Genomic DNA, 13,687 nt, shown 5'->3' with positions numbered 1-13,687 from the left:
TTCTGACCCCGACGGGGCCGTCGATGAGCAACCATCGCTCATTCGACGGCGGTGAGAGCGGTCGGACGGCCTTTGCCTAAATGCTGCTCGTGGCTGAGACCCCGGCTGCGCGCGCTGCGACCCAGGCTTCCAGTTCGGCCGCCGGCAGCGGTTTGCTGAACAGGAAGCCCTGCACGCATTCACAGCCCAGGTTGCCGAGGAAGGCGTACTGCGCGTCGGTTTCCACGCCTTCGGCGATCACCGTCAGGCCGAGGTTGTGCGCCAAGCTGATGGTGGCTGCACAGATGGCGGCGTCGTCCGGATCGTTCTCGATGTCCTTGACGAAGGAACGGTCGATCTTCAGCCGCTGCAAGGGCATGAGCTTCAGGTGGCTCAGCGACGAATAGCCAGTGCCGAAGTCGTCGATCGCCAGTTCGAGGCCCAGTTCGCGCAGCTGCGCCAGCATGCGCAGCGTGTTGTCGGCATCCTCCATGGCGACGCTTTCGGTGATTTCCAGTTCGAGGTCGCCCGGCTTCAGGTCGTACTTCAGCACGACGTCCTTCACCTGCCGCAGCAGATTCTTCGAGCGCAGCTGCCGCGCCGACAGGTTGACGGCGATCCGCATCTGCAGGCCCATCGCGCGCCAGACGCTGAGCTGGCGACAGGCCTCCTGCAGTATCCATTCGCCGAGGCGGATGATGAGGTCGCTCTCCTCGGCAATCGGGATGAACTTGTTCGGCGGCACCAGACCGCGCTCCGGGTGCTCCCAGCGCACCAGCACTTCGACTCCCATCAGCCGACCGCTGCCGGTTTCGATCTGCGGCTGGTAGTGCAGCACGAACTGCCGCTTGGCGATCGCCTGGTGCAGGCTGCTCTGCAGCGTCAGCCGCTCGCTGGCGTTGGCCGACATGCTGTCGTTGAAGAACTGGTAATTGTTCCGGCCGGCGGCCTTGGCGTGATACATCGCGCTGTCGACGTTGCGCAGCAGGTCATCCACCGTTTCGCCGTCGTTCGGAAAGACGCCGATGCCGACGCTGGGCGTCGAGTGCAGCTGGTAGGCCTCGACCGCGTAGGGCGCAGACAGGGCGGCGACGATCTTCTCGGCCACGGCGGCCGCGGTCAGCGTGGTCACCATATCGGTCACCAGGACGACGAATTCGTCGCCGCCGAGGCGCGCGACGACGTCGCTCTGCCGCACGCAGCGCTGCAGGCGCTTGCCCACCTCGACCAGCAGCGCGTCGCCGACGTGATGGCCCAGCGTGTCGTTGATGTCCTTGAAGTGGTCCATGTCTATCATCAGCACCGCAAACAGCGTGCTGTGCCGGCGCGCATGCGCCATCACCTGTTCCATGCGCAGCTGCAGCGACAGACGGTTGGGCAGACCGGTCAGCATGTCGTGGTGCGCGAGGTGGTGGATCTTTCTTTCCGCCTCCCTGCGCTCGCTGATGTCGGAAAAGGAATGCACGTAGTGAGCGATGCGTCCCCCCGGTTCGCGTACCGGATAGATGCTGAGCGACTTCGGATAGCTTTCGCCGCTGGCGCGCCGGTCGTCGAGTTCGCCCCGCCAGTAGCCGTCGCGTTCGAGCTGATCGGCGAATTCGTTGCGCGATTCCTCGCTGTACGGACAGCTCACCACCGCCGACGCCGGACGTCCGCTGGCCGCGTGTTGGTCGATGCCGGTCAGCGCGCTGAATGCCGGATTCACGGTGACGACGCGTCCGCGTGCATCGGTGACCATGATGGCTTCGTTCAGACTGTCGATCACGCTGGCTGCGAGCGACAGTTCGGCGTCGCGCATCTGCAAGCGCCGCAATTGCAGCTGTCGCAGATAGAGCAGGGCGGCAATGGCCAGCGACACGGCGGCGCCGGCCCCCCAGACGCCGAGCACGCGCGCGCTGCCGTAGCCGTTCTGCCAGCCGCCTGCCGGGACGGCGGCCAGTTGCCAGCGCGCGTTGTCCGGCAGTACGACGTCTACCAGCACCGGCGTCTGGTCGAACAGGGCAGCGTCGCCATGGAAGACCTCGCCTGCCGCACCCAGCCCGTCGCGACCGCGCAGCGCGTAATGCAGGTCGCCGCGCTCAGGTACGAGACCGCTGGCTTCGAGCAGTGAGTCGAAGCGCAGCACGACGGCAACCAGGCCCCAGTAACGTTCCGGCTGTCCGTTACGCGCCGGAAGATAGACCGGGAAGCGGTTGATCAGCCCGATGCCGCCCTGCACCAGTTCGAGCGGACCGGCGAGTACGAAGCGACGGGAGTTCATCATCTGCACGACCGCGTCACGTTGCGACGGCGTATCGAGATAGCTCAGACCGATTGCGCGCTCGTTACCGGCGAGCGGATAGACGTCGCGCACCACGTTGTCCGGCGCCACCGAAATGTTCCGCAGATGGCGGCCGTAGGCCAGCATGCGTTCGGCGACGCGATCGAAGGACGCGCGGTCGAAGTCGGGATTGGCGGCAATGAAACTGACCAGGCCGAGCGACAGGTGGGCGGCGCTGTTGACCTCGCTCTCCAGCCGGGCCCGCACCTGTCCGGCCTGCGCCGTCACGGCGCTGCGCTCGCGCTGATGCAGTTCCGCCGCCTCGTTACCTGCGATGTAGGCGGTGAGTGCCAGACCTGCCAGCAGCGCCACCAGCGCAACGATCAGTGGTCGCGCGCGGTCGGTCATCGTGATGTGTGCGGGTTCGTCGCGGGTCAGGCTCAAGGCAGGGTTCCGTCCTCGTCGGGGATGCCCGGGTGCGTCGGCATCGACAGTATGTCCGGAAACCTGCGCGGCGCAGCGAGCACTGCGTCGCGTCCGTCATACCGTACTCAGGAAACGGCCAGTTCCCCCAGCAGTTCCTGCTCCAGCCGGATCAGGGTCGTGCTGTTGTCCAGCTCCTCGCCCGAGATCAGGAACACGTCCTCGGCGCGCTCACCGAGCGTCGTGATCTTGGCGGTGTGCAGGCGGATCGCGTGCGCTGCCAGCACGCGCGCCACCGAGTAGAGCAGGCCGGGACGGTCGGCTGCGGTGACGTGCATGATGTGGTGCTGCTTGCGTTCGTCCGGCTTGATGACGATTTCCGGCGTGATCGGGAAATGCTTCACCTCGCGTGACAGGCGTCCGGCGATCGGCTGCTCAGCCGGAAGCTGCGCCTGCAGGCGCTCGACCAGTCCGGTTTCGATCAGCGCAATCATGTCGCGCGAATTGAGGTGGCCGTTCGGGTCGAGCAGCACGAAGCTGTCGAGCGCATGGCCGTCGGTCGTGGTGTGGATCTTGGCGTCGGCGATGCTGTAGCCCAGGCGACCGAAGAAGCCGCACAGCCGCACGAACAGGTCGAGCTGGTCGGGCGCGTACACCATCACCTGCAGGCCGTCGCCGACCTGGTTCGGCCGCGCCTTGACGACCGGCACCGTCGCATCGACCTGGAAATACAGCATGCGCGTGTGCCAGGCGATTTCGTCCGGGTCGTGGCGCATGAAGTAGACGGTGTCGAGGCGCGACCAGAAAGCCTGTTCGACGCCCTCGCGCAGTCCGAAGTAGCGCAGCAGACTGCGCGCTTCCTCCTGCCGGTCACCGCTGCCGGGTACGTGGGCACCGTCACCCTGCAGCACGCGCAGGGTCGAGAAATAGAGGTCTTCCAGCAGCTTGCCGCGCCAGGCGTTCCACACCTTGGGACTGGTGCCGCGGATGTCGGCGTGGGTCAGGATGTAGAGCGCGGTCAGGCGACGCTCGCTCTTCACCACGCGCGCGAAGTCGCGGATCACGTCCGGATCCGACAGGTCCTGCTTCTGCGCCACCGAGGACATCGACAGGTGGTGCTCGACCAGGAAGACGACCAGATCGGTGTCGACGGGACTCAGATCGTGCTGGCGGCAGAACAGGCGAGCGTCGCGCATGCCGAGCTGCGAGTGATCGCCGCCGCGGCCCTTGGCGATGTCGTGGAACAGTGCCGAAAGGTAGAGCAGCCAGCGCCGCTCGAAGCCGGTGATCAGGCGCGACAGCAGCGGGTATTCGTGCGCGTGCTCCGACATGGTGAAGCGGCGTACGTTGCGCATCACCTGCAGGATGTGCTGATCGACCGTGTACACATGAAACAGGTCGTGCTGCATCTGGCCGACGATGCGGCCGAAGGCGGGCAGGTAGCGGCCGAGAATGCCGTACTGGTTCATCCGGCGGATTTCATGCACCAGGCCGCGCGTCTGCTGGAACAGAGACAGGAAGAGGGCGCGGTTCTTCGGGTCGCGGCGGAACTTCGCGTCGATCATCCGGCGTGCGCGCCAAAGCCCGCGCAGCGTGCGGGCGGTCATGCCCTTCAGTTCGCTGTGCCGCTGCAGCAGCGTGAAGCATTCGAGCAGCGCGCTTGGCTCGCGCTCGAACACCTGCTCATCGACCACGTCCAGCAGTTCGCGGCTGGATTGGAAGCGCGCATTGATCGGCAGCACTGCCGCATCGTCGGCCGGGAACAGCGCAGCCGAAATGTTCTGCAGCAGGATGGTGTTCAGCTGGGTGATGGTCTTCGCGCTGCGGTAATAGCGCTGCATGAACACTTCGGAGGCGCGCCGTGTCGGCGTGGCGGCAAGGCCGAAGGCGGCGGCCATCGCCTCCTGGTGATCGAAGATCAGTCGGTCTTCGCGCCGGCGCGCGATCAGGTGCAGCCGTACCCGGGTGTCACGCATGAAGCGCTCGACGCGTGCGAGCTGACGTGCTTCCTCGGCAGTAATCAGGCCGCGCGCGGCCAGTTCGGCCCAGCTGCCGCCCAGCTTGCTCGCGCGTGCGATCCACTGGATCACCTGCAGGTCGCGCAGGCCGCCCGGGCTCTCCTTGCAATTGGGTTCGAGGCTGTAGGGCGTTTCCTGGTAGCGCTGATGGCGTTCGTCCTGCTCCAGTCGCTTGGCCTTGAAGAAGGCGCCGGGGTCGCGCTGCGCCTCCAGCGTGCTGCTCAGTTCGCGGAACAGCTTGCGCGAGCCGGCGAGCAGGCGCGCTTCGAGCAGCGTGGTTTCGACCGTGATGTCGCGCGCCGCCTCATCGACGCACTGTCCGACCGAGCGCACGCTGTGACCGATGTCCAGACCGATGTCCCACAGCAGTCCGACCAGATGCTCGAGCTTGGCCTCGATGTCAGCCGACACCTCGCTCGGCGTCAGGAAGAGCACATCGACGTCGGACGCTGGATACAGCTCGCCGCGCCCGTATCCGCCGACCGCGATCAGCGCCGCGCTGCGCGGCAGTCCGACCGCTGTCCACAGCCGCCGCAGCGCGTTGTCGACGGCGCGGGCGCGCGCTGCGAGCATGCGGCTGCTGTTGCCGTCCTGTTCGAAACGGGTGCGGAACTCGAGCTGGCTGGCTGCCAGTTCGCTGCGCAGCGCGCTGGCGAGCTGGCGCAGCGCGTCGGAATCGGACGGGCCGTTCACCGCTCAGGCGGCCCGCGCGGTGTCGCCGCTCAGCGCCGGCGGCGGGCTGCCGGCCGACACGGTCAGCACCTCGTAACCGTCGGCGGTGACCAGCACCGTGTGCTCCCATTGCGCGGACAGGCTGCGGTCGCGGGTGACGATGGTCCAGCCGTCCGGCAGTTCCGACACGGCGGCGCGGCCGGCATTGATCATCGGCTCGATGGTGAAGATCATGCCTTCCTTCAGCTCCATGCCGGTGCCGGGCTTGCCGTAGTGCAGCACCTGCGGCTCCTCGTGGAACTTGCGGCCGATGCCGTGACCGCAGAACTCGCGCACTACGGAAAAACCATTGTTTTCCGCGTGGCGCTGGATGGCGTGGCCGATGTCGCCCAGTCGGGCGCCCGGCTTCACCTTGGAAATGCCGAGCCACAGGCATTCGTAGGTGATCAGGCACAGACGTGCCGCCTGCTTGGTGGTTTCGCCGCCGACGATGAACATGCGGCTGGTGTCGCCGTGGAAACCGTCCTTGATGACGGTGATGTCCAGATTGACGATGTCGCCCTTCTTCAGGGCCCGGTCCGCCGGCACGCCGTGGCACACGACGTGGTTGACCGAGGTGCAGATCGACTTCGGGTAGGGGCTGTAGCCGGGCGGCGCGTAATTGAGCGGCGCCGGGATGGTCTGCTGCACGTTCACCATGTATTCATGGCACAGGCGGTCGAGCTCGGCCGTCGTGACGCCCGGCTGCACGTGGGGCTCGATGTAGTCGAGCACTTCCGACGCCAGTCTGCACGCGACGCGCATGCTCTCGATTTCTTCCGCTGTCTTGATGGTGACGCTCATGAAAAGGCTCTGTAAGGGTGTTCCGAGGGACAGCAGGTTAGCGGAAGCGGTTCCGGGCGGCAAACTGCTGTCATCCGGCCGACTTGAGTTTGTTGCATTGCGGCTGCTAGAATCGCAGGCTGTCTGATTTCAGTACCCGATGGCGGGTGCGTCAGACAAATCCACACGCCCGGTGTCGCCGCATATATATACGGTGACTGAACCGATAGGGTGCGCAGCCGGAACACCGGCTGTGAACACGGCCGGGCGGAGGTCAAACCCTGTTCGGAGTAATCTCGAATGTCCGTATCCATGCGCGAAATGCTGGAAGCGGGTGTCCATTTCGGACACCAGACCCGCTTCTGGAACCCCAAGATGGCCCCCTTCATTTTCGGCCATCGCAACAAGATCCACATCATCAACCTGGAAAAGACCGTCGCCAAGTACAACGACGCGATGGCCTTCATCCGCCGCATGTCCGCCAACAAGGGCACCATCCTGATGGTCGGCACCAAGCGCCAGGCCCGCGAAATCGTGGCCGAAGAGGCGCAGCGCGCCGGCGTGCCCTATGTCGATGAGCGCTGGCTCGGCGGCATGCTGACCAACTTCAAGACGCTGAAGCTGTCGGTCAAGCGCCTGAAGGACCTGGAAGCCATGGTCGAAGACGGCTCGATGGAACGCATGCCGAAGAAGGAAGCCCTGGTGCTGCAGCGCGAGCTGGTCAAGCTGCAGAAGAGCATCGGCGGCATCAAGGACATGGGCGGCCTGCCGGACGCGCTGTTCGTGATCGACGTCGGCTACCACAAGATCGCCATCACCGAAGCCAACAAGCTGGGCATCCCGGTCGTGGCCGTTGTCGATACCAACCATTCGCCGCTGGGCGTCGATTACGTCATTCCGGGCAATGACGACTCGAGCCGCGCCATCCGTCTGTACGCCTCCGGCGTGGCCGACGCGATCCTGGAAGGCCGCAACAGCGCCGCCCAGGACCTGGTGGCACAGCTGAAGTCCGACGACGAGTTCGTCGAGGTCGAAGGCGAAGGCGAAGCCCAGGCCTGATCGATTGATGCGGGCGCCCAGGCGCCCGCGATTGTTTTACCGATTCGTATTTATAGGCAGGAATGAGCATGGCGGAAATCACCGCAGGTATGGTCAAGGAGCTGCGCGAAAAGACCGACGCTCCGATGATGGAATGCAAGAAGGCGCTGACCGAAGCGGGCGGCGACCTGGCGAAGGCCGAAGAAATCCTCCGCGTGAAGCTGGGCAACAAGGCAAGCAAGGCTGCCGCCCGCGTGACCGCCGAGGGCGTGGTGGGTCTGTTCCTGTCGGCCGACGGCAAGACTGCCGCAATGGTCGAAGTGAACTGCGAAACCGACTTCGTGGCCAAGAACGACGACTTCCTGGCGCTGGTCAACGGCGCAGCCAAGCTGGTCGCCGACAACAACCCGGCCGACGTGGCCGCGCTGTCGGCACTGCCGTTCGGCGAAGGTACGGTCGAATCGACTCGCGCTGCACTGGTCGGCAAGATCGGCGAGAACATGTCGATCCGCCGCTTCGTGCGCGTGCAGGCTGAAGGCAAGGTCGCCAGCTACGTGCATGGCGGTTCGAAGATCGGCGTGCTGGTCGATGTCGTCGGCGGTGACGAAGCGATGGCCAAGGACCTGGCGATGCACATCGCCGCGTCGAAGCCGAAGTCGCTCGATTCGACCGGCGTGTCGGCCGACCTGATCGAAGCCGAACGTCGCGTTGCGATCGAGAAGGCGCGCGAAGCCGGCAAGCCGGAAGAGATGATCGCCAAGATCGCCGAAGGCTCGGTGCAGAAGTACCTGAAGGAAGTCACCCTGCTGGGTCAGGTCTTCGTCAAGGCCGAAGACGGCAAGCAGACCATCGAACAGTTGCTGAAGGCGAAGTCGGCGAAGATCGCCTCCTTCACGCTGTACGTGGTCGGCGAAGGCATCGAGAAGAAGACCACCGACTTCGCTGCCGAAGTCGCCGCCCAGGCTGCCGCCGCAGCGGCCGCCAAGGCCTGAGCCCGGGAGCCTGCATGACTGTTGCCTATCGCCGCATCCTTCTGAAGCTGTCGGGCGAAGCCCTCATGGGCGACGACGACTACGGCATCAGCCGCGACATGCTTGCACGCATCGTCGCTGAAGTTGCCGAAATCCGCGCCCTCGGCGTGGAAGTGGGCGTCGTGATCGGCGGAGGCAACATCTTCCGCGGCGTGGCGGGCGGTGCGGCCGGTATGGACCGCGCCACCGCCGACTACATGGGCATGCTGGCAACCGTGATGAACGCGCTGGCGCTGGGCGACGCGATGCGTCAGGCCGGCGTCGCGGCGCGCGTACAGTCGGCGCTCAGCATTGAACCCGTGGTCGAGTTCTATATCCGCGGCAAGGCGATCCGCTACCTCGAAGAGGGCAAGGTCGTCATTTTCGCCGCCGGTACCGGCAATCCCTTCTTCACCACCGACACGGCCGCTGCGCTGCGCGGTCGCGAGATCGAAGCCGAAATCGTGCTGAAGGCGACCAAGGTCGATGGCGTCTACAGCGCTGATCCGATGAAGGACAAGAGCGCCACGCGCTACGACCGCATCAGCTTCGACGAGGCGATCAGCCGCGACCTGAAAGTGATGGACGCCACCGCGCTCGCGCTGTGCCGCGACCAGCAACTGCCGATCAAGGTGTTCAGCATCTTCAAGGCGGGCGCGCTCAAGCGTGTCGTGATGGGCGAAGACGAAGGTACGCTGGTCCATATATAGTGGTGCAGGGGCCGTCGGCCCCTTTGCTTCAGCGGCCGCCCGGGTGCGGCCGTCCCTTCCAACAAGAGGCGACGTCATGATCCCCGAGTTGAAGAAAACCACCGAACAGAAGATGCAGAAGACGCTGGAGTCGCTCAAGACCGACTTCGGCAAGGTACGCACGGGTCGTGCGCATACCGGCATCCTCGATCACATCCAGGTCGATTACTACGGCTCGCTGGTGCCGCTGTCGCAGGTCGCCAACGTGACGCTGATCGACGCGCGCGCAATCGGCGTGCAGCCGTGGGAAAAGAAGATGCTGTCGGTCGTCGAGAAGGCGATCCGCGATTCCGACCTCGGCCTGAACCCGTCTGCCATGGGCGATATCGTGCGCGTGCCGATGCCGCCGCTGACCGAAGAGCGCCGCAAGGAGCTGATCAAGGTCGTTCGTGGCGAAGCCGAGAACGCGCGCGTGGCCGTGCGCAATCTGCGCCGTGACGCGAACAATGCGCTGAAGGAAGCCGTCAAGGAAAAGGAAATTTCCGAGGACGACGAGCGCCGCGCGCAGGACGACGTGCAGAAGCTGACCGACCGCTACATCGCCGAGGTCGACAAGCAACTGGCGCAAAAAGAGCAAGACCTGATGGCTGTCTGAAGCCAGGCACCGGATCTTGTCTTCCAGCACCGGCACGTCCGCAGTCCCGCGACACATCGCCATCATCATGGATGGCAATGGCCGCTGGGCGCGTCGCCGTTTCATGCCGCGCGTTGCCGGGCACCGCAAGGGTGTCGAGGCGGTGCGCGCGGTGGTCAAACGCTGCGCCGAGCGCGGCGTCGGCTATCTGACGCTGTTCGCCTTCAGTTCCGAGAACTGGCGGCGGCCGGCCGAGGAAGTCAATTTCCTGATGCAGCTGTTCGTGCGCGCGCTGGAGGACGAAGTCGTCCGCCTGCACGAGAACGGCATCCGTCTGCGCGTGGTCGGCGATCTGGGCCGTTTCGAGCCGCGTCTGGTCGAACTGATCCGCAATGCCGAGGCGCTGACCGAAGGCAATACCGGACTCAACCTGACCATAGCCGCCAACTACGGCGGCCGCTGGGACATCCTGCAGGCGGTCGAGCGCATGCTGAAGGCGCACCCGGAGCGGCGTGAAGGCTTTACCGAACAGGAACTGGCGCCGCATCTGTCGATGGCCTACGCGCCCGAGCCCGATCTGTTCATTCGCACCGGTGGCGAACAGCGCATCAGCAATTTCCTGCTCTGGCAACTGGCCTACACCGAACTCTATTTCACCGACAGCCTGTGGCCCGAATTCAATGGTGCGGCCATAGACGAGGCCATCACGTCCTACCAGCAGCGGGAACGTCGCTTCGGCCGAACCAGCGAACAGGTCCAGTCAGCGGCCGCAGCCGGCCAGCATGCTTAAGCAGCGTGTACTGACGGCCATCGTCCTGCTGGCGGGACTGTCGGCGGCACTGTGGGGCATGGATCTGGCGGCTTGGGGCTGGCTGGTCGCCGCGATCCTGGGGTTCGCCGGCTGGGAGTGGGCGCGCCTGATCGGTTTCGCGCCGCTTGGCGCCCGCGTCGCGGGCGTGCTCACCTTCGCCCTGGTCGGGTTCTGCGCACAACGCGCCTTCGACGCGCAGGGCGTTGTCAGCGATGCGGCGCCCGCGCTGTCCGCGCTGCATGCACTGGCCATCCTGTTCTGGCTGCTGGTCGTACCGTTCTGGATGTCGCGCGGCGCGCGCCCGGCGCAGCCCTGGCTTGTTCTGACTGGCGTGCTCGTGCTGCTGCCGCCGGCGCTTGCGTTGATACAGCTGCGCGCCATCGGCGTGCTGCCCCTGCTGTTGCTGATGGCCGTAGTCTGGATCGCCGACATCGCCGCCTATTTCACCGGCAAGGCCTTCGGTCGACACAAGCTGGCGCCGTCGATCAGCCCTGGCAAGACCTGGGAGGGCGCAGCCGGTGCCGTGGTCGCCGTACAGCTGTACGGCCTCGCCATCAAGCCGGCGCTGTTCGACGCTGCGCAGATGCCGTCGGCACCGTTCTGGGCGGCGATGCTGCTGTTGCTGACCGCGGTAAGCATCGTGGGTGACCTGTTCGAGTCGATGATGAAGCGGCAGGCCGGCATGAAGGACAGCAGTCAGCTGCTGCCCGGCCATGGCGGCGTGCTCGACCGCGTCGACAGCCTGACGGCCACCTTGCCGCTGATAGGCTTCTACCTGCTCAACCTGATACCCGGAGCGTCGAACTAATGCGCAGACTGACCGTACTGGGCGCGACCGGCTCGATCGGCGTCAGCACGCTGGACGTCGTCGCCCGCCACCCGGACCGTTTCGAGATCGTTGCGCTGTCCGGTCATCGCCAGATCGACCGCCTGGCCGAACAGTGCATCGCCTTCGCGCCGCGCATCGCCGTGGTGGCCGACGCGGACGCTGCCGTCGTGTTGCGTGAACGCCTGGCCGGTCGGGTGCCGACCGAGGTCATGCACGGCGTCGAGGCGCTCGAAATGGTCGCTGCGCTGCCCGAGGTGGATACCGTGATGGCGGCCATCGTTGGCGCCGCAGGCCTGCGCTCGGCGCTGGCGGCAGCGCGCGCCGGCAAGCGCATCCTGCTCGCGAACAAGGAAAGCCTTGTGATGAGCGGCGACCTGTTCATGCGCGAGGTGTCGGCCCACGGCGCGACGCTGCTGCCCATAGACAGCGAACACAACGCCGTCTTCCAGTGCATGCCGGCCAAAGGGCGCGAGGGCGTGCGCCGCATCCTGCTGACCGCGTCGGGTGGTCCGTTCCGCCGCACGCCGATCGCCGATCTGGCGAACGTGACGCCGGAACAGGCCTGCGCTCACCCGAACTGGGACATGGGCCGCAAGATTTCGGTCGATTCGGCCACCATGATGAACAAGGGCCTCGAAGTGATCGAGGCGCGCTGGCTGTTCGACACGCCGGCCGATCGTATCGACGTGGTGATCCATCCACAGAGCATCGTGCATTCGATGGTCGAGTACGTTGACGGCTCGGTGCTGGCGCAGATGGGTAACCCGGACATGCGTACGCCGATCGCGCACGCGCTGGCCTGGCCGGAGCGGATCGAATCCGGCGTCGGCGTGCTCGACCTGGCGGCGGCGGCCGATCTGGTGTTCGAGCGCCCGGATCTGGACCGTTTCCCCTGCCTCAAGCTGGCTTTCGACGCACTGCGCGCCGGCGCCGGCACGCCGGCCGTGCTCAATGCGGCGAACGAAGTCGCGGTTGCCGCCTTCCTGGAACATCGGCTCGGTTTCCGTGCCATAGCCGATGTGATTGCCGCCACCCTCGACACCCTTCCCGATCAGCCGTCGAGCACGCTCGACGAAGTGTTCGCCGCCGATGCTGCGGCGCGCGAGGTCGCACGGCGCCAGATCGGGGCACGCGCTTGAATCCGCTGTTCTACCTGGGGGCCTTCGCGCTGGCGCTGGGCATCCTGATCACCGTGCACGAACTCGGCCACTACAGCGTGGCGCGGCTGTGCGGTGTCAAGGTGCTGCGTTTTTCCGTCGGCTTCGGCCGCCCGCTGTGGATGCGTCGTTACGGCCCGGACCAGACTGAATGGGCGTTGTCGGTGTTTCCGCTCGGCGGCTACGTCAAGATGCTCGACGAGCGCGAGGGCGAAGTGGCCGAGCACGAACGCCACCGTGCCTTCAACCGGCAGACCGTCGGGCGCCGCTTCGCCATCGTGTCGGCCGGGCCGATCGCCAATTTCCTGCTCGCCATCGTCGTCTATTGGGGCCTGTTCATCTACGGCATGGAAGAGCCGCGCGCACTGCTGGCGGCGCCCGCGGCGGGCACCCCGGCGGCGGTGGCCGGTGTCACCGACGGCGAGCAGGTGCGTGCGGTCGATGGCAAACCGATCGCGTCGGCGCAGGACCTGCGCTGGCACGTCGCGCGTGCCGCGGTCGAGGGGCGTTCGCTGCTGCTGGAAACGATCAATGATCGCGCCGAAATCAACAACCGCCGCATCGACCTGTCGGGCATAGGCAGCGACGTCGACGCCACGCTGATGGAGCGGGTCGGCCTGCTGCCGTTCCGGCCGCGCGTCGCGACTGTCGTTGGCAGCGTGGGCGAGGGCAGCGCGGCGGACAAGGCCGGCATGCGCGAGGGCGACCGCGTGCTGTCCATCAACGGACAGGCAGTCGACGACTGGGCAGCCATGGTGCAGCAGGTGCGCGAACTGGGCGGACGGACCGTAGATGTGGTGGTGCTGCGCGATGGTGCCGAGGCTGTGCTGCGCGCCGAAGTGGCCACGGTGGAGGAGGGCGGACAGCGATTCGGCCGCCTGGGCATCGGCCCCGAACCCGATCCGACACTGCGCGAGCGGCTGTTCGTCGAAGTTAGGCACGGCGTAGGCGAATCGCTGCTGCTGGCGGTCGGCCAGACCTGGGACACGGCCCTGTTCAGCCTCAAGGCCTTCGGCCGCATGATCACCGGCGAACTGTCGTGGAAGAACCTGAGCGGGCCGGTCACCATCGCCGACTACGCGGGCCAGTCGGCGGCCATGGGGCTGACCCATTACATCAAGTTCATCGCGCTGATCAGCATCAGTCTGGGCGTGCTCAACCTGCTGCCCATCCCGCTGCTGGACGGTGGGCACTTGATGTACTATACGATCGAATTTTTCAAGGGCGGTCCGGTTCCGGAGCGGGTCATGGAGATCGGGCAGCAGATCGGCCTCGCCATCCTGCTGATGCTCATGGCGTTCGCCTTCTACAACGATATCAATCGCCTTTTCGGTTGACTACCGAC

The 13,687-nt window shown here is 65.8% G+C and carries 11 protein-coding genes; 8 read left to right on the top strand and 3 right to left on the bottom strand.

Annotated features, from left to right (window positions below; all coding sequences use genetic code 11):
* Positions 1 to 76 precede the first annotated feature (76 nt).
* The 3 genes from METRZ18153_RS0110855 to map form a co-directional block, all read right to left on the bottom strand.
* Complete coding sequence (locus tag METRZ18153_RS0110855; RefSeq protein WP_020164765.1) at positions 77 to 2,683, bottom strand: bifunctional diguanylate cyclase/phosphodiesterase; 2,607 nt, start codon at positions 2,681 to 2,683, stop codon at positions 77 to 79.
* A 107-nt stretch (positions 2,684 to 2,790) separates the two neighbouring features.
* Complete coding sequence (locus METRZ18153_RS0110850) at positions 2,791 to 5,373, bottom strand: [protein-PII] uridylyltransferase (RefSeq protein ID WP_020164764.1); 2,583 nt, start codon at positions 5,371 to 5,373, stop codon at positions 2,791 to 2,793.
* A gap of 3 nt (positions 5,374 to 5,376) precedes the next feature.
* A complete protein-coding gene (gene map, locus METRZ18153_RS0110845) occupies positions 5,377 to 6,195 on the bottom strand; it encodes a type I methionyl aminopeptidase (RefSeq protein ID WP_019918202.1) in 819 nt (272 codons plus the stop codon).
* A 279-nt stretch (positions 6,196 to 6,474) separates the two neighbouring features.
* Between map and rpsB the strand changes: the two genes are divergently transcribed.
* The 8 genes from rpsB (at position 6,475) to rseP (ending at position 13,679) form a co-directional block, all read left to right on the top strand.
* Positions 6,475 to 7,233, top strand: a complete 759-nt coding sequence (rpsB, locus tag METRZ18153_RS0110840) for a 30S ribosomal protein S2 (protein WP_020164763.1) — start codon at positions 6,475 to 6,477, stop codon at positions 7,231 to 7,233.
* 68 nt (positions 7,234 to 7,301) lie between these two features.
* Positions 7,302 to 8,204 (top strand): translation elongation factor Ts, encoded by a 903-nt coding sequence (gene tsf / locus METRZ18153_RS0110835; protein ID WP_020164762.1) that lies wholly within the window; start codon positions 7,302 to 7,304, stop codon positions 8,202 to 8,204.
* A gap of 14 nt (positions 8,205 to 8,218) precedes the next feature.
* Entirely contained in the window at positions 8,219 to 8,932 is a 714-nt protein-coding gene (gene pyrH / locus METRZ18153_RS0110830) for a UMP kinase (protein WP_020164761.1), read from the top strand.
* A gap of 76 nt (positions 8,933 to 9,008) precedes the next feature.
* Positions 9,009 to 9,566 (top strand): ribosome recycling factor, encoded by a 558-nt coding sequence (gene frr, locus METRZ18153_RS0110825; RefSeq protein ID WP_019918207.1) that lies wholly within the window; start codon positions 9,009 to 9,011, stop codon positions 9,564 to 9,566.
* Between the two features lie 16 nt (positions 9,567 to 9,582).
* The gene (gene uppS, locus METRZ18153_RS0110820) at positions 9,583 to 10,335 is read left to right on the top strand and encodes a polyprenyl diphosphate synthase (RefSeq protein WP_020164759.1); all 753 of its coding nucleotides are present in this window, start codon (positions 9,583 to 9,585) and stop codon (positions 10,333 to 10,335) included.
* The gene (locus METRZ18153_RS0110815) at positions 10,328 to 11,164 is read left to right on the top strand and encodes a phosphatidate cytidylyltransferase (RefSeq protein ID WP_020164758.1); all 837 of its coding nucleotides are present in this window, start codon (positions 10,328 to 10,330) and stop codon (positions 11,162 to 11,164) included. The genes uppS and METRZ18153_RS0110815 overlap by 8 nt, the downstream gene beginning before the upstream one ends.
* On the top strand, positions 11,164 to 12,324 hold the full coding sequence (ispC, locus tag METRZ18153_RS0110810; RefSeq protein ID WP_020164757.1) for a 1-deoxy-D-xylulose-5-phosphate reductoisomerase: 1,161 nt from the start codon (positions 11,164 to 11,166) through the stop codon (positions 12,322 to 12,324). Before METRZ18153_RS0110815 ends, ispC begins: the two co-directional genes overlap by 1 nt.
* Entirely contained in the window at positions 12,321 to 13,679 is a 1,359-nt protein-coding gene (gene rseP, locus METRZ18153_RS0110805) for an RIP metalloprotease RseP (RefSeq protein WP_020164756.1), read from the top strand. Before ispC ends, rseP begins: the two co-directional genes overlap by 4 nt.
* Positions 13,680 to 13,687: the final 8 nt, after the last annotated feature.

Origin of the sequence: Methyloversatilis discipulorum (assembly GCF_000385375.1) — a bacterium.
In the GTDB taxonomy this organism is placed as follows: Bacteria; Pseudomonadota; Gammaproteobacteria; order Burkholderiales; family Rhodocyclaceae; genus Methyloversatilis; species Methyloversatilis discipulorum_A.
The sequence above is the reverse complement of the archived record's forward strand: the minus strand, read 5'-3'. Positions and strand labels throughout refer to the sequence as shown.